Below are 24105 nucleotides of genomic sequence, written 5' to 3' on the forward strand. Positions count from 1 at the left end.
CACTTGCGACCGATTCCTCGAATCGCCCCGAGACGTTTCGTCCCGGGTGAGCCGCCCATTCTACATTTGTTTCCCTTTCCGTCAACACCCTGTGAGAAGAAATTTCGTCGCAGGCGAGAGGGAGGAGAACTCTTCGCGAGGGCGGCCTCGTCGAAGGGGTGAGAATCATAGCGCCGCTCGCGAGCGCTGTGAAGGGGGCGTGGAGCTTTTTTTGGATCCGTTCGGCTTTGGTTCAACCGCTACACTCGAACGCTCAATCCATTCCGGACCGAGCCATGAAACGACTGCCCCTGGTGTTCCTGCTGCTCACTGCCTCCGGCTGCGCGACAGCGGTACCCAAGAACGCTGCCCCCGCGGTCCAGCTGCATGGGCACCGCTTCAGCACGGAACTGGCAACGGACGATGCCAGTCGCGAACACGGCTTGATGATGCGCACGGAGCTGCCAGCGGATCACAGCATGCTGTTCGTGTTCCCGGACACCCAGCCACGCTGGTTCTGGATGAAGAACACGCTGATACCGCTGGACATCCTCTACTTCGATGCCGACCGCCAGTTGGTATCCATGCAACTGGATGTGCCACCGTGCAAGGCCGATCCCTGCCCGAGCTATCCCAGCGATGCGCCTGCGCGCTACGTGCTCGAACTGCCCGCCGGCACGGCCCGTCGCATTGGCGTCGAGCAGGGCGACGAACTGACGGTCGATGGCGACATCGGCGCGGTGCGCTGACCGGCACCCCGCTGGCAGGGCAGGCCTGCCTGGTAGGGAACCAGCCGCGACGGGTCGAGCCGTTCAAGCATGTCCCACTCGTCTTCGAACGGAATGAACTGTTTCATGCGTGCCTCCGGCGTCGGTGACGGAGACAGGAAAACAGACGGCCCGGTCCGCACGATGACGGGACCGGGCCGTTTGATGACAGGCGCGAGGCGCGTGTCAGTCTGTCTCGACCATCTCGAAGTCGTCCTTGGTCGCGCCGCAGTCGGGGCAGGTCCAGGTGTCGGGCACGTCTTCCCAGCGGGTGCCCGGTTCGATGCCCTCTTCGGGCACGCCTAGCGCTTCGTCATAGATGAAGCCGCATACCACGCACATCCACTTGCGCGTCGCGGGGGGTTTGGCGTCGGTGCTCATCGGATCGTGTCTTCGTCTGCAGTTGAATGGGCCATTCTCGCAACTCCCCCGCCGGAGCGAAAGCCGGCGACCTGACACAAGGAACCCCGATGCATCCGTTCCCCTCGCGCGGCGTGTACGCGATCACCAATGGCCCCCGCAATGATCTGCTGGATGTGACGCGCGAGGCGCTGGCCGGCGGCGCACGAATGCTGCAATACCGCGACCTGGGTCATGACCATGCCCGCCGGCATGCCGAGGCCCACGCGCTCAAGCGACTGTGCGACGAATACGGCATACCGCTGCTGATCAACGGCGACGCGGCACTCGCGCAGGCAGTCGGCGCCGCCGGCGTACACATAGGCGAAACCGCTGAAGAACTGGCCGGTGCGCGCGAACGGCTCGGCCCGCAGGCAGTCATCGGCGTGTCCTGCTTCGACTCGCTCGAACGTGCGCAGTCGATGGCGAAGGCGGGCGCCGATTACGTTTCGTTCGGCGCCTTCTTCCCGTCACCGACGCTGCCCCACGCCCGCATGGCGCCGCTGGAACTGCTGAGGCAGAGCGCCGCATTGGGGGTTCCCCGGGTGGCGATCGGCGGCATCACCCCCGAGAATGGCGTCGCGCTGGTCGCCGCCGGCGCCGACCACCTGGCGGCCATCTCGGCCGTATTCGACGCGGCCGACGTGCGCGCGGCAACCCGTCGCCTTGGCGACCTCTACCGTTTCCTTTCCGACGAGTCCCATCCATGACCACGAACCACGAACTTTTCCAACGCGCACAGCGGTTGATGCCCGGTGGCGTCAATTCGCCGGTGCGCGCCTTCAAGTCGGTCGGCGGCGAGCCGTTCTTCACCGCGCGCGCCGAGGGTGCCTACCTGTGGGACGTCGAGGGCACGCGCTACATCGACTACGTCGGTTCGTGGGGCCCGATGATCGCTGGACACAATCACCCGCATGTGCGCGAGGCCGTGGAGCGGGCGGTGCGTGATGGCCTGTCCTTCGGCACGCCCTCGCCGGCCGAGGTCACCATGGCCGAGACGATCACGCGCCTGGTGCCCTCGGTGGAAATGGTCCGCATGGTCAACTCCGGCACTGAGGCGACGATGTCGGCGATCCGGTTGGCGCGCGGCGCCACCGGACGCAGCAAGATCGTGAAGTTCGAGGGCTGCTACCACGGCCACGGCGACAGCTTCCTGGTCAAGGCCGGCTCCGGCGCGCTGACCTTCGGCGTGCCGACCTCGCCGGGCGTGCCCAAGGCCGCCGCCGATCTGACCCTCACTCTGCCCTACAACGACCTGCCGGCAGCCGAGGCCCTGTTCGCCGAGCACGGAGCCGACATCGCCGGCCTGATCATCGAGCCGGTCGCCGGCAACATGAACTGCATCCCGCCAAAGGACGGCTACCTGCCGGGGCTGCGCGAGCTGTGCACGCGCCACGGCGCACTGCTGATCTTCGATGAGGTGATGACCGGCTTCCGCGTGGCGCTTGGCGGCGCACAGGCGCATTACGGCGTGGCACCGGACCTGACCACCTTCGGCAAGGTCATCGGCGGTGGCATGCCGGTGGGTGCGTACGGCGGGCGCCGCGATCTGATGGAACAGATCGCGCCGGCTGGCCCGATCTACCAGGCGGGCACGCTGTCGGGCAATCCGGTCGCCATGGCCGCCGGGCTGGCGATGCTGGAGCTGATCCAGGCGCCCGGCTTTTACGACAATCTCGCGGCACGCACGCGGTTGCTGTGCGACGGCCTGCAGGCCGTCGCCGATGCCGAAGGCGTGCCGTTCAGCACCAACCGCGTCGGCGGCATGTTCGGCCTGTTCTTCACGGCCGAACAGGTGGCGAGCTACGCGCAGGCCACTGCGGCCGACGCGGCGCTGTTCAACCGCTTCTTCCACGGCATGCTCAAGCGCGGCGTGTACCTGGCGCCGAGCGCGTTCGAGGCGGGCTTCCTGTCCAGCGCCCACAGCGAACAGGACATTGCCGACACGCTGGAAGCCGCCCGCGGCGCGTTGCGCGAGGCCCGGCAGCACGCGTGAGCGCGGCCATCCGCTGCGTGCCGTGCGATCTGCACGGCGCGCTCGCCGATCACGATCACGGCGCTCGGATGGAGCTCCCCCGCCACATGGGGCCTGAGGTCGGCGCGCGGCGTGAAGTTGCTGACGTTGCGCCAGCCGCCGCGAACCTGCAGCCCCGCCAGAGACGCCTCTACCAGACGCCGGTGTTGGGCATCGAAACCCAGGGCTCCCGCGGCGGCAGGTGGCCTTCCTGCAGCAGCTCGATCGAGATCAGGTCAGGCGAGCGCACGAACGCCATGTGTCCGTCGCGCGGCGGGCGGTGGATCGTGTAGCCCATGTTCCTGAGGCGCTCGCAGGTGGCATAGATGTCGTCCACGCGGAATGCCAGGTGGCCAAAATTGCGCGCCGAACCGTAGTCCTCTTCCGAACCCCAGTTGAAGGTGAGCTCGATCTCGGACTCGGGACTCTCCGGCGCGGCCAGGAAGACGAGGGTGTACTTGCCTTCCGGCACCTCCTTGCGGCGCACCTCGCGCAGGCCCAGGCCCTCGCAGTAGAAGCGCAGCGACGCGTCCAGGTCGCGCACGCGGATCATGGTGTGCAGGTACTTCATGGTGTCTCTCCGGCAGGGGTGGCGAGGAAGGCGGTCAAAGCCACGCGCAGGCGCTCCAGCCCCTCCGCCAGCTCCTCGTCGGTAATGGTCAGTGGCGGCAGCAGGCGCAACACGTCCGGACCCGCCTGCAGCAACAGCACGCCATTCTCCGCGGCCATGTCGAGCATGGCCGCGGCCTTGCCACGATGCGGCTGTGCCAGCGCCGCGCCCAGCATCAGGCCGCGCCCGCGTACTTCCTCGAACAGGCCCAGATCGGCATCGATGGCCGCGAGGCCAGCACGCAGTTCGTTCGTTTGGCGCTCCACGTTCAGCAGCACCGCGGGCGAACCGAGCTTGGCCAGCGCTACGCGCGCCACGGCCGCGGCCAGCGGATTGCCGCCAAAGGTCGAGCCGTGCGCGCCCACCTGCATGACCTCGGCGACCCTGGGTCCGGCCAGCATCGCGCCGATCGGGAAGCCTGCGCCGAGCGCCTTGGCCAGGGTCACGATGTCCGGCACCACGTTGTCCTGCACGTGCGCGAACAGCGTGCCAGTGCGGCCCATGCCGCACTGGATTTCGTCCAGCACCAGCAGCGCACCATGACGGTCGCACAGTTCGCGCGCGTGCCTGAGGAAGCCGGGCGCCGCCGGGCGCACACCGCCCTCGCCCTGCACGGGTTCGACCATCACCGCGGCCACGTCACCCTGTACGAAGGCCGCCTCGAGCGCAGCCACGTCGTTGAAGTCGATGTAGCGGAAGCCTTGCGGCAGCGGCTCGTAGCCTTCCTGGTACTTCGGTTGCGCGGTCGCCGTCACGGTGGCGAGCGTGCGCCCGTGGAAGGAGCCGCGGAAGGTGACGATGGTGCGTTGCCCGGGGTCGCGTCCCTGCGCGGCCGCCCAGCGGCGGACCAGCTTGATCGCCGCTTCATTCGCCTCGGCGCCCGAGTTGCACAGGAACACCCGTTCGGCGAAGCCGGACGCCTCGACCAGCTCCTGCGCGAGCTTCAGCGGCGGCTCGGTGTAGAACACGTTGCTGCTGTGCCACAGCTTGTGCGCCTGCGCAGTGAGTGCGGCGAGCAGATCGGGATCCTGGTGACCCAGCCCATTGACCGCGATGCCGGCGCCGAAATCCACGTAGTCGCGCCCCTGCGTATCCCACAGCCGCGCGCCACGGCCATGGTCGAGCACGAGCTCGCGCGGGCGGTACACCGGCAACCAGTAGCGCCGGGCCAGATCGATCAGGGGAGCGTCGTGCGTGGACATGGCCTCTCCGGCGGCGCATGGGCGCCGTCGCAACATGCGTGGGGTGCGACCGGGGCGTCGCCCGCACATGCTAGCACTGCGGCCTTCTCGCCCTGGGCGCCTCCGCTGTAACAGCCGCACAAGGTGTATCAGTCCTGTTACACCCCGCGCGAAGCCCGGTGCGACGCGGGTTGCGCCGAACGGGGCGGCCCGGTCGCGCCGGCCGCTGTAACACCCGGCGCAGGAGCGCGCCGCAGCATGGGTGCCCGCAAACCGCACCGTAGCGCGGTTTGGCGGCGTTCCGATGGTTTGGCACGGCGCTTGCCACCAAGGCACTCACCGAAGGAACGAGCCGTGCCATGGAATCCGCAGTCGCCCCTCTCTCCCGCCTTCTCGTGCTCCGGCCGCTTGCAGCCGTGCTCGCGCTGGTCGGCCTGCCTTCGCCCAGTCAAGCGGCGGACGCGCACCGGGCGGTCGTTGCCAAGCCAGGCGACATCGTACTGATGCGCAACGTATCCACGCGCGCGGCAGTCCGCGCGGCGCCGCCGGGCATGGCCCTGATGGTGTCGCCCTCGCCGCAACCGGAGATCCTCGCCTCGCTCGGCAGCGGCGAACTTTCCGACGACGACATCGCGCAGCTGGGCGCCTCGCCCGCGCCCATCGCACAACTGCAGACGACCGTGGGCCGCGCGCTCGACGGCATGCTGGTCCGCAACGGCGGTAGCACCACGGTGGCTGGCAACGGCGTGAGCAACACCGTAGCGACTCCGATCGGCGCCGTCGGCAACGCGACCCGCGGCATCGGCGACCAGGTGCAGGGTGCGCTCGCGCAGCTGCCCTTCGGCAACGGGCATTGAGCGTCATGCGCCGTTCGACCGTGCTCGGTTTCCTTGCCGCGCTGGCGATGCTCAGCACCGGCGTCAACGCCGGTGACGACGACTACGCCGCCATGCTTGGCTACCTCACCCGCAGCAGCCTGGATGGAAACGTCCTGCAGGGCGCGCAGGGCAGCGTCGCGGTGAACCTGGCCGCGGGCGATCTCAACAGCCAGGCCAACCTGCGCGCCTTCGCCACCGGCAAGGACGCACAGGCATGGGTCGACGCGAGCCAGCGCACGCTCGGCAACCAGGCCAGTGCTCCGACGCAGGCGCAGGCCACCATCGCCGGCGACGTCCTCGCCGGCGCGCACGGACTCGTATCGATCAACCAGGCCAGCGGGACGGCGAACACGCAGCTCAATGCGGTCGCCGCGGCGCTGGCCAGCCAGGGCATACGCGAAACGACGGACGGCTCGCTGTCCGCCGTCGTTTCGGCGTCGGCAGAAGTGCAGCCGGGAACGGGCGCCGGCGTACCGGGCGAAGGCACGCGCAGCGTGTCGGTCGCCGCGGGCGCCATGCAGGGCTTCCGTGGCGTGCTGCAGCTCAACCAGACCGCGGGATCGGGCAATGCCACGGGCAACATTCTGTCGCTGTCCGTGTCGGAGCTACCGCGGTGACCACCATAAGAATCGGAGTGAGGACACCATGAACGCATCCAAGAAGACCCTGATCGCCCTGGCCGTCGCCACGCTGTTCGGCAGCCCGATGGCTTTCGCGAACAACCACGACCAGCACCATGCGCCGTTCGATTCGGCGGCGGTCGCCACGGTCGACAACAACCAGTCGGTGACCGGCAACGTCACTGCCAACGACAAGCTGAAGAACACCAGCGCCATCGATGACCGTGCGGCCGCCCAGGCCTCGGGCAACATCGGCATGAACGTGGCCTCCGGCGACAACAACGCGCAGGACAACGCTGCCGCGCTGGCAGCCACGGATGCCGACTTTGCCTTCGGCCTGGCCGATTCCGAAATCGACGTCGGCCAGACCGGCATGGGCAACGTCACCGTGAACGAGGGCGTCAAGAACGATGCCTACGTCACCGACAACGCCTTCCGCTGGGCCTCGGGCAACATTGGCGTGAACGTCGCCTCGGGCAACAACAACCAGCAGAAGAACGCGCTGGCCGCCTCGGTCGCGACCACCAAGTTCGCCCATGCCGGCGTGAGCGTCGACCAGGCCTCCTCGGGCAACATCGTCAGCAACGCCGGCCGCGTGGAGAAGTACTACGACACCACCACGGTGCACATGAGCGGCACGGTGCAGGGCTACTCGCTGGGCCTGGGCCTTGGCGGCTATGCCGGTACCACCCAGGGCGTGTCGCACGGCTACCAGGCCGGCGGCGTCGACGTGCTCGGCTATCCCATCGGCGGCTACGAAGGCGGCAGCGTGGACTTCTCGCACGGCTCCGAGCAGGGCGCGCTGGGCTTCGTCGAGGTTTCCGCCAGCGACCTGCTGGCCGACCTGTGCGGCACCGTGCAGACCGCGCGCTACGTGGTGGTCAACGCCACCAACGACGCCAGCCTGTCGGGCAACGCGTTCCAGCACGCCACCGGCAACATCGGCCTGAACGTGGCCTCCGGCACCGGCAACCTGCAGGCCAACACCCTGTCGCTCGCCGTCGCGCAGCCGAGCCCGTAACCACTTCGGCCAAGGCAGGCCAACGAGGGCGGTACCCGGCTGTCCGCAGCCGGGTTCCTATGGAACCCCCCGGTCCGTCCCCTGCGGACCGGGGGGACTTCCTCCCACTGGTGATACTCATGCGACTGACGACCCGAACCCTTCTGCTTTGCAGCCTTGCGATCGGCGCGCTGGCCTCGGCGCGCGCCGGCGAGGTGCGCTTTGGCGGCGTGCTGCCCAACGGCGGGCTGTACGTGCATCCGGTGGAGAGCATGCAGGAGGCGCGCTTCCGCAACCTGGTACGGCAGCAGACCGACTACAGCTGCGGCGCCGCCGCGCTGGCCACGATCCTGCGCTACGCCTACCACCTGGACGTGGACGAAGCGGTGGTGATCCAGGGCATGCTCGGCCTGTCCGACGAGAATCTGGTCGAGCAGCGCGGCTTCTCGCTGCTGGACATCAAGCATTACGTGGAAGCGCTGGGCATGCGCGGCCGCGGCTACCGCGTCGACGAATCGCGCCTGCGCAGCCTGCGCGTACCCGGCCTGGTGCTGATGGACGTGCGCGGCTTCCGCCATTTCGTGGTGCTCAAGCAGGTCCAGGGCGACACCGTGGAACTGGCCGACCCGATGCTCGGCAACCGCAGCCTTTCTATCGCCGACTTTCTCCAGGCGTGGCCGTCGCGGGCCGTGTTCGTGGTGATCGGCAATGACTTCGACCGCAACACGGTGCTGCTCCAGCCCGAGGGCAAGGCCAGCGCCCGCGCGCTCTACGCCCGGCAGGGACCGATCACCGACGCCGAGCTGCTGGACTTCGGCTTCAGCAACGCCGACCTGTTCTAGAGAGGCTCAAGCCATGCTTCGCCGTACCTTTCCCCTTCTCGCCACCGCGCTGCTGCTCGCTCCCGCGTTGGGCGCGCGCGCGACCGACCGTACACCGGGCGCCGGCCTGCACGAGCTGGCCGACACCGAACTGAACGCCATGCGTGGCCGCTTCACCGTCGACGACCACACCGTGGCCTGGTTCGGGGTGACCATGATTTCGACCTGGCAGACCGCCAGTGGCCAGCTGCTGCAGGGGACGTTGGCCTTTGGCATGGATTTCGGCAACGGCAAGGGCCAGCCCACGCTCACCTTCACACCCAGCGTGACCCTCACCAGGGCCGACGCACCGGTGCCGATGCCGGCCACCGGCAGCCGCAGCGTCGACGGCAGCGGGCTGGCGAACGTGGGCGGCCTGCTGCAGAGCGTGCAGGTGGCCGGCGATGGCAACCTCGCCAGCAACGTGACCCGCCTGACCCTCCGCGATGGCCACGCACCCACCGTCAGCGGCACCGGCACCGGCACCGGCACCGGCGGCGTCAGTCTCAGTGATGGCGACGCCAGTGTCGCCGTTGGCCTTGACGGCCAGTCCGCCGGCGTGCGGCTGTCCGTCGAGGGCCAGGGCACGGTGCAGCAATGGATCCGCAACGGCAGCCTCGGCCAGAGCGTGCAGCTCGCCGCGGATAGCCAGAGCGTGAGCAATCGGCTGGAGATCGACCTGGTCCGCCAGGTGTCCGCGGCCAACACGCCGCTTGCGCTGAACGTGGCGCAGGCGATCGGCCTCACCCGAGGCATCGCAGGGAACTGAAACGCGCGCCACCGCCCGGCACGCCTTCGGTCCAGGGGAGCAAACACATGCACAAGACCTTGTTAGCCACCGCGGTGGCCTGCGGGCTGTTGATCAGCCTGCCCTTCGATCTCGCCGCGCAGGAGGCACCCACGCCGCAGGACGAAGCGCAGGTGCAGACTCTGCTGGCCCAGCTGCAGGCGTTGAAAGCCAGCTACGCGCAGCAGGTACGCCAGCTGCGCGAGCTGGACATGCAGGTGCAGGCGCTGCAGGCGAAACTGGCCGGCAAGACCGCGCCCGCCGCCCTGCCCGCGCCGGGTGGCACGCCGCCGCCTGCCCAGATCGCGCAGGCCGCTACGCCGCCGCCCGACGAGGGTACCCGCGCCGGCAGCGCCGCCGAGGCCGAAGCCGCCCGCCAGGAGGCGCCCACGCGCAGCCTCAAGGACGCGCTGCAGCAGGAGCACGCGCTGTTCGACCGCAAGTTCACGCTGGAGAACAGCGTCAGCTACGCCCGCTACGACCGCAGCCAGATCACCCTCAACGGCTTCCTGGCGCTGGACGCGATCTTCCTGGGCAACATCGCCATCGAGGACGTCAAGTCCGACTCGCTCACCTACAACCTGGCCGCCCGCTACGGCGTGAGCCCCCGCCTGACGCTGAACCTGGACGTGCCCTACCTCTACCGCAAGACGGTCTATCAGAAGGGTGGCGCCGGCGGTTCGGCCGCGGCCATCGCCGAAGAGGACACCACCGGCGCGGGCCTGGGCGACCTCGGGCTGAGCGCCAACTACAAGCTGTTCGACGAAACCGGCTCGCGGCCGGATACCGTACTGACCGTCGGCATCACCGCGCCGACCGGGCAATCGCCCTACGGCATCGACTGGAAGGTGCTGCAGCGCGGGGACGACCAGTACATCAGCTTCGCCGTGCCGGAGAAGCAGCCGACCGGCAACGGCGTGTGGCAGGCCAACTTGGGACTGTCGGCGGTCAAGACCATGGACCCTGCGATCGTATTCGCCAACCTCGGCTACATCTATTCCCGGCCGCGCGACTTCGGCGACATCAACACCGATCCGGAAACCCGCAATCCGGGTTCGGTGAAGCTCGGCAATACCTACTACTTCGGCGCGGGCGTGGCGTTCGCGTTCAACGAGCGCACCAGCCTGAGCCTGTCCTTTGCCGACAAGCTCAGCGCCAAGGCCTCGCTGCGTTACAAGGGTGCGCCGTGGTCCAAGGTCATCGGTTCGGACGCCCACGCCGCGACTTTCAACATGGGCGTGACCCATGCGCTGAGCCAGCACACCACGCTGGTCACCCTGCTGGGCATCGGCCTGACGCCGGACGCACCGGACTTCAGCCTGAGCTTCAAGGTGCCGTACATGTTCTAGCCGTGGGGGGCCGGGGTCGCGCGCGACCCCGGCCAGAACACTCAGGCGCTCGAATGCGCCAGTTCGTCCAGCGCCAAGCCGTGCTTCTTGCACAGGCGATAGACCGTGACCCGCGCGATGCCGAGCCGGCGCGCGCATTCGCTGACGTTGAAACGGGTCTCGCGCAGGCATGCGACCAGCGCGTCGCGTTCGGCCGACACGCGCACGCGATCCAGCGCGGCCGGCGCATGGCCGGGTCGCCCAGGCAGGTCCAGGTCATACACGCTGATCAGGGAATCTTCGGCGACCACCGCGGCCCGCTGCACGCGATTGACCAGCTCACGCACGTTGCCCGGCCACTGGAATGCGCGCAGCGCGCGGCGGGCGGCTGCGCTGAAGGCCAGCGCACGGCAGTCGTGTTGCTGGCGGAAGGTGTCCAGGAAGTGCTGCGCCAGCAGCTCCACGTCGCTTCCGCGATCGCGCAGCGCAGGCATCTGCACGCGCAGCACGTTGAGTCGGTAGTAGAGATCCTGGCGGAAGCGGCCGGCGGCGACCGCCTTTTCCATGTCCACGTGGGTGGCGGCCAGCACGCGCACGTCCGCACGCAGGCTCTGGCTGCTGCCAACCCGCACGATCGTGCCCTCCTGCAGGAAGCGCAGCAGGCTGGTCTGTGCGTCCAGCGGCAGGTCGCCGATTTCGTCCAGAAATACGGTGCCGCCGCTGGCGCTCTCGATGTGGCCGATGCGGCGGGTGGTGGCGCCCGTGAAGGCGCCGCGTTCGTGGCCGAACAGTTCCGATTGCACCAGGTTGCCGGGCAATGCTCCGCAGTTGATTGCCACGAACGGCTGCGCCGCCCGGGGCGACAACTGGTGGATGACGCGCGCGGCCACTTCCTTGCCGGTGCCGGTCTCGCCGGTGACCAGCACCGGCAGGTCCACGGGTGCGTATTTGCGCAGGCTGATGCGCAAGGCACGCATCGCATCGCTGCTGCCGACCAGGCCGGGCATGTCCGGTTCGCTGCGCGCAGGCACACCGCCCTGGGCCAGGCGGTCAAGCGCTTCGTACAGGCGCGGGAAATCGATGGGGCTGGTGAACACCGCCATGCAGTCGCGCAGGAGCGAAGTCACGCGTGGTTCGTGGGCGGGCGTCTCCGGCGAAACCAGCGCGATCCAGGGCACGCCCGGATGCTCGGCGACCATGCCTTCCATCGCCTGGAGCGTGTCCAGGCCTCCCTGGCGCAAGTCGGCCAGTGCCACCACCACATCGCCATGGCGGGCGCCTACGCCGCTGGCCTGTACGTCGGCTACGCGCACCGGCCAGCCTGAACGAGCCAGTCCCTTGCGTTCGTCGCCGTCAGGCGTCCCAAACCAGACGACACAGCGCCTGGGTGATGCCAATGCCGCGATCATCGCCACCTCCGCCCCTGAACGGATGTCCTGTGTCGATCAGCCGGCCCCTGCCGACTGGGATGCCGCCCGTCCGGGACGGCGGACTGTGATGGATATCACAAAACCGGGTGTAAGACCTAACGACAGATGTTGTGAAGGCGAGGTCAACCCAGGAACAGGTCCGGCAGCAGCGCTGCGCCCGGCTGGACGGCATACCGGTCGAAATCGACCACGCCCTGCGCTCGCAGCACGTCTTCGTCGAGGTCGAAATGGCCACTGTACGCCCGCGCCGGACGCGTCAGGATGGCGTGGGCCGCGTCGGCGACGATGTCTGGCGTACGGCACTGCTCCGGCCGCACGCCCTCGATCATGCCGATGGCAGCGGTAGCGATCACCGTGCGCGGCCACAATGCATTGACCGCGATGCCGAGCGGGGCGAACTCCCCGCTCATGCCCAGCACACACAGGCTCATGCCCATCTTGGCGATGGTGTAGGCGGTATGCGGGGCAAACCACTTCGGATCCAGGCTCGGCGGCGGTGCCAGCATCAGCACATGCGGGTTGGCTGCGCGCTTGAGCAACGGCAGGCAGGCCTGGGTGACCAGGAACGTACCGCGCGTGTTGACCTGGTGCATCAGGTCGAAGCGCTTCATCGGCGTATCTTCCACGCCGGCCAGCCAGATCGCGCTGGCGTTGTTGACCAGGATGTCGATGCCGCCGAAGCGTTCGGCCGCCTGCGCCACTGCCGACCGCACCTGCTCTTCCTCGCGGATGTCCACCTTGAGCGCCAGCGCCTTGCCACCGGCTTCCTCCACGGCCGCCGCCGCGGTGTGGATGGTGCCTGGCAGCCGCGGGCTGGGCACCCCGCTCTTGGCGGCGATCACGATGTTGGCGCCGTCCCGCGCCGCGCGCAGCGCAATGGCCAGGCCGATGCCGCGCGAGGCGCCGGTAATGAAGAGGGTCTTGCCGGCCAGCGAGTCGTCCATAGCGGGGCGTGCCTGGTGGGGAAGCGGCAGGATACTCCGCCGGCCGCACGGGCCCGGATGACAACCATCACTGGACGGGCGAAACGCAGCCCCCCACAGTGCTCCGGTCTGGACCGGGATGATCGCCGATGGCCACGCTACTGCCTTTTCCCTCCCCTCCCACGGCGGCCACCACCCCTGCCGAGCCGGTCCTGCGTGTGCACGGCGTGCGCAAGGCCTTCGAAGGACGCGAGGTGTTGCGCGGGGTCGACTGGCAGGTGCCGGCCGGGCGCGTGATCGGCCTGCTTGGCCGCAACGGCGCCGGCAAAACCACCTTGTTGCGCTGCCTGCTCGGCCTGGCGCCGATCGACGCCGGCGCGATCGAGCTGTTCGGCGCACCGATGACCGAGCCGGGCGGCGAACGCCTGCACCGGGTCGGCTTCGTCCCGCAGAATTTCGAGCTGTTCCCGTGGATGAAGGTGCGCGCCTACCTGGACTTCACAGCCGCCTTCTACGCGCGATGGAACCACGCGCTGGCCGCACGCCTGCTGCAGGAGTGGGAGCTCGATCCGAAGCAGAAGATCGGTCGGCTGTCGCAGGGACAACGGCAGAAACTGGCCATCGTGCGCGCGATCGCGCCGGAACCGGACCTGCTGGTGCTGGACGAGCCGGTCGCCAGTCTCGACCCGCAGGCGCGGCGCGCCTTCATGGCCGAGTTGCTTGCGCTGATGCGTGGGCCGGGCAAGACGGTGATCTTCTCGACCCACATCACCGCCGACCTGGAGCGCGCCGACGCCGATATCGCGCTGCTGCGCGACGGCCACATCCAGTTCACCCGACCGCTGGCCGAGCTGAAGGCGCGCCTGTCCCATGCGGTGCTCAATCGCCCGGCCGGCTGGCCGACGGCGCCAGCGCTGCCCGGCGTGATCAAGTCACGCATCGCCGGCGCCAGCCTGCACCTGCTGCTGGAAGACGTGCCGGCCGAGCGACTGCACCAGCTTGCCAAGGACGAGGACGCCAGCCTGCGCATCGAGATGCCCACGCTGGAAGACTTGTTCGTGGAACTGGCATGAGGGCGATCGCCCAGCTCTGGCTGCTGCCGAGCCGGCAGATGCCGCTGCTGGGCGTCCTCGCCCACCTTTTGTGGCTGACGGCGATCGGCTGCCTGGTGTGGATCACGCCACATGCCGACGGTGCAGCGCTGGGCGCCGGCGTGCTGGCGATGGGCAGCTGGTTCTGGCACCTGGGACTGGCCACCACGCTGCGCGGCGCCTGCCAGCCGGAGACCTTCCTGCTGCCTGCCTTCCGCCGCCGGCTGGCGGCCTTCGGCCTGCTCGACGCGGTGACCTGGGTCGGGCTACCCGCGCTGCTGGCGCTGGCCCTGGGCGTGCCGCACGTCCCGCTGGGCGGCGCGCTGCTGCTGCTCGCCGCGGTGATGGGCTTCGCGATGGGCGTGGAACGCTGGGTGAGCCTGCTGTTCTGGCCGCTGCTGGTGCTGGCCGGCTGGATGCCGGGCCTGGCCGCAGCGATCGTGCAGGACGCGCTGCACTCCCCGCTGACGCTGCCTCTGCTGCTGCTCCTGGCCCTACTGCTGCTGCGGCTCGCGCTGCATCCGATGCTGCGCGTGGTCGACCGGCCCGCGGATACCTCGCCGCTGGAAGGGCTGAGCCTCGGACGTAGCGCCAGCGCCGACACGGCGCCGCGGCGCAGTGCGCTCGGCCGGCGCTTCGAGGGCTGGTTCGATGCGATCGCGCAGCAGGCGATGGAACGTGCGCTGGCCCGTTACCGCGAGCGGCCATCCGCCGCTCGACGCCGCACACTCGTGCGCCGCCTGCTGCTGCCGCACGACAACGCCGCGGCGATCGGACTGCGCATCACGGTCATGGCGGTGTTCGCCACGCTGTACGTGGTGGTGGCGCTGCACCGGAAGCATTTCAATGCGACCGTCGTCGGCGCCTATGCCGTGCTGATCGCGCTGGCCCGCTTCCCGCAGATCGGTCGTGGCATGCAGCGCATGCGCCCGAACCTCGCCGACCTCTATCTGACGCTGGCGCCGGCCACGCGCGCCGAGTACCAGCAGACGCTGGCCGACGCCCTGCTGGTGCTGGTGCCGATCGGGACCGTGACCGCCCTGGCCTACACCGTCCTGGGCATCGTGCTGACCCATGCCGCGCAACCGGGCCTGATGCTGCTGGTCACGCTCGTGGTGGCGACCGGCGGCGGCCTGGTGGCATTGGCGGTGCACCTGATTGGGCCGCAAAACACGGTGGGGCGGCAGCTGGTCAACGCCGCCGTGCTGATCGGCACGATGGCGACGTACTGGGCCGGCGTCTGGCTGGTCGGTGCCCTGGGCTATGTCTTCGGCGGGGGGCTGCTCGCGCTGCTCACGCTCGGCTTCGGACTGGGAACGTGGTTGGCCGCGCAGCGCGAGTATCGGCGGCGCGCGCCGTTATTCGATGCACCGCTAGCGTGACGACTTGCCCTCTGCCGGAGGAGAGGGGAGCAAGGCGTCAAACCAGCGCTTTGACGAAGCGGCGCGGCGCGTTCTCGAAACCGCCGTTGGACATGAACACCACGTGGTCGCCCGGCCGCGCCTGGGCACGCAGCGCTTCGATCAGCGCATCGACCGTCGGCGCGGTGCGGCCCCGGCCCTGCAGCGCCTCGGTCACCCGCGCGGCGTCCCATGGCAGCTCCGGGCGGTGCAGGAACACCACCGCGTCCGCGTCCGCCAGCGATGGCGCCAGGCCTGCCGCGTGCGCGCCCAGGCGCATGGAGTTGGAACGCGGCTCCAGTGCCACCAGGATGCGCGCCTTGCCTACTTTGGCCCGCAGGCCGGCGAGGGTAGTGGCGATCGCGGTGGGGTGGTGCGCGAAGTCGTCGTAGACGCACACCTCGTTCACCTCGCCCACCTGTTCCATGCGCCGCTTGACGCTCTGGAAGCTGCCGAATGCCGGCAGCAGGACGCGCGGATCGGCACCGGCCGCGCTGGCGGCAGCCAGGGCCGCCAGCGCGTTGAGCACGCTGTGGTTACCCAGCAGCGACCAGCGCACTTCGCCGATCGCCTCGCCCCAGTGTTGCACGACGAAGGCCGAACCGTCGGGTTCGACCAGCCGCGCCTGCCAGTCGCCCCGGCCGATGCCAAAGGTTTCCACGGGCGTCCAGCAGCCCATCGTGAGCACTTCGGCAAGGTTGTCGTCATGGGCATTGACGATCAGCCGGCCGTTGCCCGGCACGGTGCGGACCAGGTGATGGAACTGGCGCTGGATCGCGGCCAGGTCAGGGAAGATGTCCGCGTGGTCGTACTCGAGGTTGTTGAGGATGGCGATCCGCGGGCGGTAATGGACGAACTTCGAGCGCTTGTCGAAGAACGCCGTGTCGTACTCGTCGGCCTCGATCACGAACGGCGCGGACTTGGCGCCCAGTCGCGCGGAAACGCCGAAGTTGCCCGGTACGCCGCCAACCAGGAAGCCGGGGGCCCTGCCGGCGCTCTCGAGCAGGTGCGAGAGCAGACTGGTGGTGGTGGTCTTGCCGTGGGTACCGGCCACTGCCAGCACCTCGCGTCCGGCCAGCACGGTCTCGCCCAGCCACTGCGGGCCCGACACGTAACGCAGGCGCGCATCGAGCATGTGCTCGACTGCCGGATTGCCCCGCGTCATCGCGTTGCCCACCACGACCAGGTCCGGCGCAGGGGTCAGGTGTGCGGCCGTATAGCCGTCCATCAGGCGGATGCCCAGCGCTTCGAGCTGGGTGCTCATCGGCGGGTAGACGGCGGCGTCGGAGCCTTCGACGGTCAGGCCCAGTTCGCGCGCGAGGGCGGCGACGCCGCCCATGAAGGTGCCGCAGATGCCGAGGATGTGCAGGCGCATGTGTTCCGAAACCCTCCCTCTCGCCGGATGGGACTCCCCTCTCCCGCCGGGAGAGGGGCTGGGGGTGAGGGTACGGGGCTTGCGGGTGGGAGATTACGCTCCGGGCGCCCCCTCACCCCGGCCCTCTCCCCGGAGGGGAGAGGGAGCAGATTCCGTCAGCCGTTGGCCGCGGCCGACTCGCTTTCCAGCGCGCGCTTGATGCGGGCGGTCACGTCGTCCAGTTCGCCGACGCCATCGACGACCTGCAGTTTGCCGCGCTTGGCGTAGAAGTCTGCCACCGGGGCGGTCTGTTCGGCATACACGCCCAGGCGCTTGCGCACCGTGTCGGGGTTGTCGTCGGCGCGCTTCTCGGCCTGGAAGCGGATCTGGCAGCGGCCCACGATCGCCTCGTTGGGCACTTCGAGCTTGACCACCGCGTCCAGCGGCTGGCCGATGCGCGAGAGCAGGTGATCCAGCGCGTCGGCCTGCGCCAGGTTGCGCGGATAACCGTCCAGGATGAAGCCGTTGCGCGCGTCGTCCTGTGCCAGGCGCTCTTCGAGCATGCCCAGCAGGATGTCGTCGGAGACCAGCTGGCCGGCATCCATCACCGCCTTGGCCTTCACGCCCAGCGGCGTACCGGCGGCCACCGCGGCGCGCAGCATGTCGCCGGTGGAGATGTGCGGTACGTTGAGGTCGGCCTTCAGCCGCGCGGCCTGCGTGCCTTTGCCCGAACCGGGCGCACCGAGTAGGACGAGTCGCATAATGCTCCAGGGCGTGTGGTCCGCACGCACGCTGCGGCGGTTCGTCAGATTTCACCCAAGGGGCGTCAAAGTACCGTCTGGGACCCGGCAGCGTCAAACCGAGCCGCACCCGGATGCGCGCCAAGTCGCTGTTTCGCAAGGGCACGTGCCCGTGCCTGCCAAGGAGATCGTCATGAGTCCTGCTTCCCGTTCCGGCCGCCTGCTCTACGCCCAGTCCGGGGGCGTCACCGCGGTGATCAATGCCACCGCCGCCGGCGTGATCGAAACGGCGCGCGCGAAGGGCGTGCCCGTTTACGCGGCGCGCAACGGCATCCTGGGGGCGCTGCGCGAGGACCTGATCGACACCACGAAGGAATCGAAATCCGCGATCGCCGCCCTTCGGCATACGCCGGGGGGCGCGTTTGGCTCCTGCCGCTACAAGCTCAAGTCGCTGGAGGACAACCGCGCCGAGTACGAGCGCCTGATCGAGGTGCTGCGGGCGCACGATATTCGCTGGTTCCTCTACAACGGCGGCAACGACTCGGCCGACACCGCGCTGAAGATCTCCCAGCTGGGCAAGGCGATGGGCTACGACATCCACTGCATCGGCGTGCCCAAGACGGTGGACAACGACCTGGCGGTGACGGACTGCTGCCCCGGCTTCGGCTCGGTGGCCAAGTACACGGCGGTGTCGGTACTGGAGGCCAGCCTGGACGTCGCCTCGATGGCCGACACCTCGACCAAGGTGTTCGTGCTGGAGGTGATGGGCCGCCACGCCGGCTGGATCGCCGCCGCCGCGGGCCTGGCCGGCGAGGGCCCGGACGCGCCCCCGCACGTCATCCTGTTTCCGGAGAACGTGTTTGACGAGGCGGCGTTCCTGGCCAAGGTGAAGGCCACGGTCGAGCGCGTGGGCTGGTGCACGGTGGTCGCCTCCGAGGGCGTGCGCGACGCCGCCGGGCGCTTCCTTGCCGAAGGCGGCACGCGCGACGCCTTCGGCCACGCGCAACTGGGCGGCGCCGCGTCGGTGCTGGCGCAACTGGTCAAGGACAAGCTCAAGTACAAGGTGCACTGGGCGCTGCCGGACTACCTGCAACGCTCGGCCCGCCACCTCGCCTCGGCCACCGACGCCTTGCAGGCCTACGCGGTGGGCCGCGCGGCGGTGGAGTTCGCGCTGGCCGGCATGAACGCGGTGATGCCGGTGATCGTGCGCACCTCCGAGGCGCCCTACCGCTGGAAGATCGAACCGGCGGAGCTGAAGAAGATCGCCAATCGCGAAAAGAAGCTGCCCAAGGGCTTCATCCGCCGCGATGGCTTTGGCATCACCGAGGCCGCGCGCCGCTACCTGTCGCCGCTGATCCGCGGCGAGGCGCCGCCACCCTATGGCAAGGACGGCCTGCCCGCCTATGTCGCCCTGCGCAACATGGCGGTAGCCAGGCGCCTGCCTGCCTTCCCCTGAGACGGCAGGCGCCCGTTTCCTTGCTGAGCGTCACGTGAAGGCGGTGTGCAGGCGGCTACCATGCGTTCAGTCGCAGATTCCTACGCTGCAAACCACCCGGGCCCGCGCCCGGCCAAGGGAGAGACACGAATGAAGATCCTGCTGAGCGCCCTGTTCGCCCTGCCCCTGCTTGCCGCCAGCGGCGCGGCGCTGGCCGATCATGACCGCGGCCACGGGCGCGGTCACGACAAGCACGGCCACGACGAGGGCTGGCACGGCCACCGCCACCATCGCTGGGAGCGCGGGCACCGCTACGACGGCCGGGTCATCGTCGTGCACGACTACGAGCGCGTGCGCCTGCGCCCGCCGCCGCGCGGCTACCACTGGGTTCGCGACGACAACAACGACTACGTGCTGGTCGCCATCGCCACCGGGATCATCCTGGACTACGTGCTCAACTGAGGTACGCGGTTCGATCTCGCGGCCGGGGCGGCAACGCTCCGGCCGCGTGCTTTTCCGGTCATCCGAAAGCTGCAGGCCGCAGGTCCCGCCGGCGGCGCCCTGACCTGGGGGCGGGCGCGCCGTCGCGGGGATGCGGCTGAAACGGGACGTAAGCCGAAGGCCTCCCCACCATTTCCCCCGGCGGTGCCCGGGGGAGCGGGTGCCCGTGCCCGTTGCGGCGCACAACAATCAATCACACAACCCCTGCCTATACTCGCCGAGGCCGCTGTTTCAGCGGACTGGGGCGAGCTGCCCGTGAGGCAACCCGCCTGTGGCGGTATTCACTCACCTGGGGAGGCACCGAATGCAGCAGCAGGACGGTATGTGGTTGTGGATCGCGCTGGGGTGCGCGGTTCTGGCGATACTCTACGGTTTGGTCTCGGTACGCTGGGTTGTCAGCCGTTCGGCCGGCAACGAACGCATGCAGGCGATTGCCGCGGCCATCCAGGAAGGCGCACGCGCCTACCTCAACCGCCAGTACGGCACCATCGCGCTGGCGGGCATCATCCTGCTGGCACTGATCTGGTTCTTCCTCGGCTGGCCTACGGCGGTGGGCTTCCTCATCGGCGCGGTGCTTTCGGGCGCCACCGGCTATATCGGCATGAACGTTTCGGTACGCGCCAACGTACGCACCGCCGAGGCGGCGCGCCACGGCATGCGCGCGGCGATGGACGTGGCGTTCCGCGGCGGCGCGATCACCGGCATGCTGGTGGTCGGTCTGGCGCTGCTGGGCGTGACCGGCTACTGGATGGTCCTCAACCACCTGGGCGTGCCTGACCCGCTGCACCCGCTGGTCGGCCTGGCCTTCGGCAGCTCGCTGATCTCGATCTTCGCGCGTCTGGGTGGCGGCATCTTCACCAAGGGTGCGGACGTGGGCGCCGATCTGGTCGGCAAGGTCGAGGCCGGCATTCCCGAGGACGATCCTCGCAACCCTGCGGTGATCGCCGACAACGTGGGCGACAACGTGGGCGACTGCGCCGGCATGGCCGCCGACCTGTTCGAAACCTACGCGGTGACGGTGATCGCCACCATGTTGCTCGGCGGCCTCATGTTCACCGCCGACCCCCACGCCGTGCTCTATCCGCTGGTGCTCGGTGGCGTATCGATCATCGCGTCGATCATCGCCACCTTCTTCGTCAAGGTGCGCGAAGGCGGCTCGATCATGGGCGCGCTGTACAAGGGCGTGATCGTCTCGGCGGTGCTCTCGGCGGTGGGCTTCTGGTTCGTCACGCGCAAATTGCTCCCGCAGGGCCTGCCGACCGCCAACGGCGGCATCGACAGCATGGCGATCTTCTGGTGCGCGCTGATCGGGCTGGTGCTGACCGGCCTGATCGTGTGGATCACCGAGTACTACACCGGCACGCAGTACAAGCCGGTGCGCCACATCGCCCAAGCCTCCACCACCGGCCACGGCACCAACATCATCGCGGGGCTGGGTGTCTCGATGAAGGCCACCGCGTGGCCGGTGATCGTGGTCTGTCTGGCGATCTGGGGGGCCTTCCACCTGGCCGGCCTGTACGGGATTGCGATCGCGGCCACCTCGATGCTGTCGATGGCCGGCATGATCGTGGCGCTGGACGCCTACGGCCCGATCACCGACAACGCCGGCGGCATCGCCGAGATGGCCGACCTGCCGCCTGAGGTACGCGGCATCACCGACCCGCTGGACGCCGTGGGCAACACCACCAAGGCGGTGACCAAGGGCTACGCGATCGGTTCGGCGGCGCTCGCGGCACTGGTGCTGTTCGCCGACTACACGCACAACCTGGCGGTGAACAACGCCGGCCAGACCTTCACCTTCGACCTGTCCGACCACATGGTGATCATCGGCCTGCTGATCGGCGGCCTGATCCCCTACCTTTTCAGCGCCATGGCGATGGAGGCGGTAGGCCGCGCGGCAGGCGCAGTGGTGGAAGAGGTGCGCCGGCAGTTCCGCACCATCCCGGGGATCATGGAGGGCACCGGCAAGCCGCAGTACGACAAGGCGGTGGACATGCTCACCCGCTCGGCCATCCGCGAGATGATCGTGCCATCGCTGCTACCGGTAGTGGTGCCGATCGTGATCGGCCTGTTGCTGGGACCGAAGGCGCTCGGCGGCGTGCTGATCGGCACCATCGTCACCGGCCTGTTCGTGGCCATCTCGATGACCACCGGCGGTGGCGCATGGGACAACGCCAAGAAATACATCGAGGACGGCAACCACGGCGGCAAGGGTTCGGAAGCGCACAAGGCGGCGGTCACCGGGGACACCGTGGGCGATCCGTACAAGGACACGGCCGGGCCGGCGGTCAATCCGCTGATCAAGATTATCAACATCGTGGCGCTTTTATTGATCCCGTTGTTGTGATCGCGGAAAGCCCACGGTCGCTACACCACCCAACAGGCGAACCCGCATAGCACGTTCGCTCCCTCTCCCCTCCGGGGAGAGGGTTGGGGTGAGGGGCCACTCTTGCGGTAAATCACCTACCCGAAGGCCCCTTGCGGGCCTTCCCTTTGTCCAAGGCATGCGCGAAGTTCCCGCGAGCCCCGACCCCTCACCCCGTCCCTCTCCCCTGAGGGGAGAGGGAGCAGAGCGCACGCCCTGACTTTGCTCACAGGCACTCCACCACCCCACCAGCCACACTCACCGGTTCCACAGGGGATACCGAACATGACCCACACCACCCGCTGGCTCACCCTCGCACTGGGCCTCACACTGGCAGGCATGACACACGCACAGACCTCCGCGCCGGCCGGCGCGCACGCCCCCGACGACGCTTACCTCTGGCTCGAAGACATCGACGGAACCCGCGCCATGGACTGGGTCAAGCAGCAGGACGCGGCCACTGTCGCCGACTACGCCCAGTCCAGCGAATTCAAGCGGCTCGACGCCCGCCTGCTCGAAGTGCTGGATTCGAACGAGCGGATCCCGTTCGTGCAGAAGCTGGGTGACCACTACTACAACTTCTGGCGCGACAAGGCCCATCCCAAGGGCCTGTGGCGGCGCACCACCCTGGCCGAATACCGCAAGGCGGAACCGGCCTGGGAAACGGTGCTCGACCTGGACGCGCTCGCTGCGGCCGAACACGAGAACTGGGTCTGGCACGGCGCGCAGTGCCTCAAGCCGGACTACCGCCGCTGCCTGCTTTCGCTCTCGCGCGGCGGCGCCGATGCCGAGGTGGTGCGCGAGTTCGACCTCCACGACAAAGCCTTTGTCGAAGGCGGCTTCAAGCTGCCCGAGGCCAAGACCCAGGTGGCCTGGGCCGACCAGGACCACATCTTCGTCGGTACCGACTTCGGCCCCGGCTCGATGACCGAGTCGAGCTATCCGCGCATCGCCAAGCTGTGGGCGCGCGGAACCCCGCTCGCCGAAGCGAAGACGATCTACGAAGGCAAGCCCGAGGACCTCGCCGTCAGCGCGTACCGCGACCTCACGCCCGGCTACGAACGCAGCTTCGTGCAGCGCGCGCTGGCCTTCTACGACAGCGAGAGCTACCTGCTGGGCAAGGACGGCAAGCTCGTCCGCATCGACGTACCCACCGACGCCGAGACCAGCGTCGAGCGCGAGTGGCTGCTGATCGAACCGCGGAGCGACTGGACCGTCGGCGGCCACACCTACAAGGCCGGCTCGCTACTCGCGACGAACTTCGACGACTTCATGGCGGGCAAGCGTGACATCACGGTGCTTTTCGAACCGACCGACACCACCGCGCTGGACGGCTATTCCTGGACGCGCCACCATCTGATCCTCAACGTGATGGACGACGTGGTGAACCGGCTCGAAGTACTCACCCCGCAGCCGGGCGCGTGGAAGCGCCAGCCACTGCGCGGCGCGCCGGCGCTCTCCTCGATCGATGCCGCGGGCATCGACGAGGACGCCAGCGACGACTACTTCCTCACCGTCACCGGCTTCCTGCAGCCGACCACGCTCTACTACGGCACGCTCGGCCAGGGTGACGCCGAGGCGATCAAGCACAGCCCGGAGTTCTTCGACGGCTCCAGGTACCAGGTCAGCCAGCACTTCGTGCACTCGAAGGACGGCACCCGCGTGCCGTATTTCGAGATCGCGCCGAAGGACATCAGGCTCGACGGCAGCAACCCGACGCTGCAGTACGGCTACGGCGGCTTCGAGATCTCGCTGCAACCGAGCTACAGCGGCAGCATCGGCCGCGCCTGGCTGGAACACGGCGGCGTCTACGTGATCGCCAACATCCGCGGCGGCGGCGAGTATGGCCCGCGCTGGCACAAGGCCGCGCTCAAGGCCAACCGCCTGCGCGCCTACGAGGACTTCGCGGCGGTGTCGGACGACCTGATCAAGCGCAAGGTCACCTCGCCGGCGCACCTGGCCGCGATGGGCGGCAGCAACGGCGGCCTGCTGATGGGCAACATGCTCACGCTCTATCCGCAGCTCTATGGGGCGATCGTCAGCCAGGTCGCGCTGCTGGACATGAAGCGCTACACGCACCTGTCCGCCGGTGCCTCCTGGATGGCCGAGTACGGCGATCCGGACAAGCCGGCCGAGTGGGCCTGGATCAAGACCTTCTCGCCCTACCAGAACGCCCAGCCGGGCAAGCACTACCCGCCGGTGCTCTTCACCACCTCCACGCGCGACGACCGCGTCGGTCCCGCGCACGCGCGCAAGATGGCCGCGAAGATGCAGGCGATGGGCTACGACGCGGACTTCTACGAGAACATCGAGGGCGGCCATGGTGGCGCGGCGGACAACAAGCAGTCGGCCTTCATGCACGCGCTCGAATACACCTGGCTGTGGCAGCACGTAAAATGAGGCTTCCGGCGGCCACCCGGCCGCCGCAGACTTCCACGCCCGA

22 protein-coding genes are annotated in these 24105 nt (G+C 68.7%); 15 read left to right on the forward strand and 7 right to left on the reverse strand.

All coding sequences use genetic code 11. The features are described 5' to 3' along the window. Positions 1-275 precede the first annotated feature (275 nt). The gene (locus J7I44_RS13205; protein WP_209621661.1) at positions 276-728 is read left to right on the forward strand and encodes a DUF192 domain-containing protein; all 453 of its coding nucleotides are present in this window, start codon (positions 276-278) and stop codon (positions 726-728) included. Between the two features lie 204 nt (positions 729-932). Here the strand turns inward: J7I44_RS13205 and J7I44_RS13210 are convergent, their stop codons facing one another. Beyond that, positions 933-1127 (reverse strand): rubredoxin, encoded by a 195-nt coding sequence (locus J7I44_RS13210; protein WP_209621664.1) that lies wholly within the window; start codon positions 1125-1127, stop codon positions 933-935. An 89-nt stretch (positions 1128-1216) separates the two neighbouring features. Here J7I44_RS13210 and thiE point away from each other — a divergent pair, with 89 nt between their 5' ends. Then, complete coding sequence (gene thiE, locus J7I44_RS13215) at positions 1217-1855, forward strand: thiamine phosphate synthase (protein ID WP_209621667.1); 639 nt, start codon at positions 1217-1219, stop codon at positions 1853-1855. Then, entirely contained in the window at positions 1852-3141 is a 1290-nt protein-coding gene (gene hemL / locus J7I44_RS13220) for a glutamate-1-semialdehyde 2,1-aminomutase (RefSeq protein ID WP_209621670.1), read from the forward strand. Before thiE ends, hemL begins: the two co-directional genes overlap by 4 nt. A 169-nt stretch (positions 3142-3310) precedes the next feature. Here the strand turns inward: hemL and J7I44_RS13225 are convergent, their stop codons facing one another. Next, the gene (locus tag J7I44_RS13225; protein WP_209621673.1) at positions 3311-3730 is read right to left on the reverse strand and encodes a VOC family protein; all 420 of its coding nucleotides are present in this window, start codon (positions 3728-3730) and stop codon (positions 3311-3313) included. Continuing rightward, a complete protein-coding gene (locus J7I44_RS13230; protein ID WP_209621676.1) occupies positions 3727-4971 on the reverse strand; it encodes an acetylornithine/succinylornithine family transaminase in 1245 nt (414 codons plus the stop codon). The genes J7I44_RS13225 and J7I44_RS13230 overlap by 4 nt, the downstream gene beginning before the upstream one ends. 338 nt (positions 4972-5309) lie before the next feature. On the opposite strand from J7I44_RS13230, the gene J7I44_RS13235 reads away from it, so the two are divergent. The 6 genes from J7I44_RS13235 (at position 5310) to J7I44_RS13260 (ending at position 10444) form a co-directional block, all read left to right on the forward strand. After that, the gene (locus J7I44_RS13235) at positions 5310-5807 is read left to right on the forward strand and encodes a hypothetical protein (protein ID WP_209621679.1); all 498 of its coding nucleotides are present in this window, start codon (positions 5310-5312) and stop codon (positions 5805-5807) included. A gap of 5 nt (positions 5808-5812) precedes the next feature. Beyond that, the gene (locus J7I44_RS13240; protein ID WP_209621682.1) at positions 5813-6445 is read left to right on the forward strand and encodes a hypothetical protein; all 633 of its coding nucleotides are present in this window, start codon (positions 5813-5815) and stop codon (positions 6443-6445) included. Between the two features lie 28 nt (positions 6446-6473). After that, positions 6474-7469 carry a hypothetical protein gene (locus J7I44_RS13245; RefSeq protein ID WP_209621685.1) on the forward strand — a complete coding sequence of 332 codons (996 nt, stop codon included), beginning with the start codon at positions 6474-6476 and terminating at the stop codon, positions 7467-7469. Between the two features lie 119 nt (positions 7470-7588). Continuing rightward, positions 7589-8290 (forward strand): C39 family peptidase, encoded by a 702-nt coding sequence (locus J7I44_RS13250; protein ID WP_209621688.1) that lies wholly within the window; start codon positions 7589-7591, stop codon positions 8288-8290. 13 nt (positions 8291-8303) lie between these two features. Further along, on the forward strand, positions 8304-9077 hold the full coding sequence (locus J7I44_RS13255) for a hypothetical protein (RefSeq protein WP_209621691.1): 774 nt from the start codon (positions 8304-8306) through the stop codon (positions 9075-9077). A gap of 47 nt (positions 9078-9124) precedes the next feature. After that, a complete protein-coding gene (locus J7I44_RS13260) occupies positions 9125-10444 on the forward strand; it encodes a transporter family protein (RefSeq protein ID WP_209621694.1) in 1320 nt (439 codons plus the stop codon). 41 nt (positions 10445-10485) lie between these two features. Here the strand turns inward: J7I44_RS13260 and J7I44_RS13265 are convergent, their stop codons facing one another. Both J7I44_RS13265 and J7I44_RS13270 read right to left on the reverse strand, forming a co-directional pair. Further along, positions 10486-11832 carry a sigma-54 dependent transcriptional regulator gene (locus J7I44_RS13265; RefSeq protein WP_245188179.1) on the reverse strand — a complete coding sequence of 449 codons (1347 nt, stop codon included), beginning with the start codon at positions 11830-11832 and terminating at the stop codon, positions 10486-10488. Positions 11833-11975: 143 nt separating this feature from the next. Beyond that, complete coding sequence (locus J7I44_RS13270; protein WP_209621699.1) at positions 11976-12797, reverse strand: SDR family oxidoreductase; 822 nt, start codon at positions 12795-12797, stop codon at positions 11976-11978. A 128-nt stretch (positions 12798-12925) separates the two neighbouring features. Between J7I44_RS13270 and J7I44_RS13275 the strand changes: the two genes are divergently transcribed. Both J7I44_RS13275 and J7I44_RS13280 read left to right on the forward strand, forming a co-directional pair. After that, positions 12926-13849 (forward strand): ABC transporter ATP-binding protein, encoded by a 924-nt coding sequence (locus J7I44_RS13275; RefSeq protein WP_209621702.1) that lies wholly within the window; start codon positions 12926-12928, stop codon positions 13847-13849. Beyond that, positions 13846-15249: a hypothetical protein gene (locus J7I44_RS13280; RefSeq protein ID WP_209621705.1), complete on the forward strand. Its 1404-nt coding sequence runs from the start codon at positions 13846-13848 to the stop codon at positions 15247-15249. Before J7I44_RS13275 ends, J7I44_RS13280 begins: the two co-directional genes overlap by 4 nt. A gap of 37 nt (positions 15250-15286) precedes the next feature. On the opposite strand, the gene mpl is transcribed toward J7I44_RS13280, so the two are convergent. Both mpl and J7I44_RS13290 read right to left on the reverse strand, forming a co-directional pair. Beyond that, entirely contained in the window at positions 15287-16642 is a 1356-nt protein-coding gene (mpl, locus tag J7I44_RS13285) for a UDP-N-acetylmuramate:L-alanyl-gamma-D-glutamyl-meso-diaminopimelate ligase (protein ID WP_209621708.1), read from the reverse strand. A 155-nt stretch (positions 16643-16797) separates the two neighbouring features. Further along, the gene (locus J7I44_RS13290; RefSeq protein ID WP_209621711.1) at positions 16798-17382 is read right to left on the reverse strand and encodes an adenylate kinase; all 585 of its coding nucleotides are present in this window, start codon (positions 17380-17382) and stop codon (positions 16798-16800) included. A gap of 172 nt (positions 17383-17554) precedes the next feature. Here J7I44_RS13290 and J7I44_RS13295 point away from each other — a divergent pair, with 172 nt between their 5' ends. The 4 genes from J7I44_RS13295 to J7I44_RS13310 all read left to right on the forward strand — a co-directional run bounded on the left by J7I44_RS13295 (position 17555) and on the right by J7I44_RS13310 (position 24062). After that, positions 17555-18817: a 6-phosphofructokinase gene (locus J7I44_RS13295; RefSeq protein WP_209621713.1), complete on the forward strand. Its 1263-nt coding sequence runs from the start codon at positions 17555-17557 to the stop codon at positions 18815-18817. Positions 18818-18946: 129 nt separating this feature from the next. After that, positions 18947-19258: an RcnB family protein gene (locus J7I44_RS13300; RefSeq protein ID WP_209621716.1), complete on the forward strand. Its 312-nt coding sequence runs from the start codon at positions 18947-18949 to the stop codon at positions 19256-19258. Between the two features lie 361 nt (positions 19259-19619). After that, positions 19620-21644: a sodium-translocating pyrophosphatase gene (locus J7I44_RS13305; protein ID WP_245188182.1), complete on the forward strand. Its 2025-nt coding sequence runs from the start codon at positions 19620-19622 to the stop codon at positions 21642-21644. Positions 21645-21947: 303 nt separating this feature from the next. Beyond that, positions 21948-24062 carry a prolyl oligopeptidase family serine peptidase gene (locus tag J7I44_RS13310; protein WP_209621722.1) on the forward strand — a complete coding sequence of 705 codons (2115 nt, stop codon included), beginning with the start codon at positions 21948-21950 and terminating at the stop codon, positions 24060-24062. Positions 24063-24105: the final 43 nt, after the last annotated feature.

The organism is Frateuria flava (assembly GCF_017837635.1).
GTDB classification, from domain to species: domain Bacteria; phylum Pseudomonadota; class Gammaproteobacteria; order Xanthomonadales; family Rhodanobacteraceae; genus Frateuria_A; species Frateuria_A flava.

Coding starts and splice junctions, on each gene's coding strand:
- J7I44_RS13205 (WP_209621661.1), top strand. CDS start 276: ATGAAACGACTGCCCCTGGTGTTCCTGCTGCTCACTGCCTCCGGCTGC.
- J7I44_RS13210 (WP_209621664.1), bottom strand. CDS start 1,127: ATGAGCACCGACGCCAAACCCCCCGCGACGCGCAAGTGGATGTGCGTG.
- thiE (WP_209621667.1), top strand. CDS start 1,217: ATGCATCCGTTCCCCTCGCGCGGCGTGTACGCGATCACCAATGGCCCC.
- hemL (WP_209621670.1), top strand. CDS start 1,852: ATGACCACGAACCACGAACTTTTCCAACGCGCACAGCGGTTGATGCCC.
- J7I44_RS13225 (WP_209621673.1), bottom strand. CDS start 3,730: ATGAAGTACCTGCACACCATGATCCGCGTGCGCGACCTGGACGCGTCG.
- J7I44_RS13230 (WP_209621676.1), bottom strand. CDS start 4,971: ATGTCCACGCACGACGCTCCCCTGATCGATCTGGCCCGGCGCTACTGG.
- J7I44_RS13235 (WP_209621679.1), top strand. CDS start 5,310: ATGGAATCCGCAGTCGCCCCTCTCTCCCGCCTTCTCGTGCTCCGGCCG.
- J7I44_RS13240 (WP_209621682.1), top strand. CDS start 5,813: ATGCGCCGTTCGACCGTGCTCGGTTTCCTTGCCGCGCTGGCGATGCTC.
- J7I44_RS13245 (WP_209621685.1), top strand. CDS start 6,474: ATGAACGCATCCAAGAAGACCCTGATCGCCCTGGCCGTCGCCACGCTG.
- J7I44_RS13250 (WP_209621688.1), top strand. CDS start 7,589: ATGCGACTGACGACCCGAACCCTTCTGCTTTGCAGCCTTGCGATCGGC.
- J7I44_RS13255 (WP_209621691.1), top strand. CDS start 8,304: ATGCTTCGCCGTACCTTTCCCCTTCTCGCCACCGCGCTGCTGCTCGCT.
- J7I44_RS13260 (WP_209621694.1), top strand. CDS start 9,125: ATGCACAAGACCTTGTTAGCCACCGCGGTGGCCTGCGGGCTGTTGATC.
- J7I44_RS13265 (WP_245188179.1), bottom strand. CDS start 11,832: ATGATCGCGGCATTGGCATCACCCAGGCGCTGTGTCGTCTGGTTTGGG.
- J7I44_RS13270 (WP_209621699.1), bottom strand. CDS start 12,797: ATGGACGACTCGCTGGCCGGCAAGACCCTCTTCATTACCGGCGCCTCG.
- J7I44_RS13275 (WP_209621702.1), top strand. CDS start 12,926: ATGGCCACGCTACTGCCTTTTCCCTCCCCTCCCACGGCGGCCACCACC.
- J7I44_RS13280 (WP_209621705.1), top strand. CDS start 13,846: ATGAGGGCGATCGCCCAGCTCTGGCTGCTGCCGAGCCGGCAGATGCCG.
- mpl (WP_209621708.1), bottom strand. CDS start 16,642: ATGCGCCTGCACATCCTCGGCATCTGCGGCACCTTCATGGGCGGCGTC.
- J7I44_RS13290 (WP_209621711.1), bottom strand. CDS start 17,382: ATGCGACTCGTCCTACTCGGTGCGCCCGGTTCGGGCAAAGGCACGCAG.
- J7I44_RS13295 (WP_209621713.1), top strand. CDS start 17,555: ATGAGTCCTGCTTCCCGTTCCGGCCGCCTGCTCTACGCCCAGTCCGGG.
- J7I44_RS13300 (WP_209621716.1), top strand. CDS start 18,947: ATGAAGATCCTGCTGAGCGCCCTGTTCGCCCTGCCCCTGCTTGCCGCC.
- J7I44_RS13305 (WP_245188182.1), top strand. CDS start 19,620: ATGTGGTTGTGGATCGCGCTGGGGTGCGCGGTTCTGGCGATACTCTAC.
- J7I44_RS13310 (WP_209621722.1), top strand. CDS start 21,948: ATGACCCACACCACCCGCTGGCTCACCCTCGCACTGGGCCTCACACTG.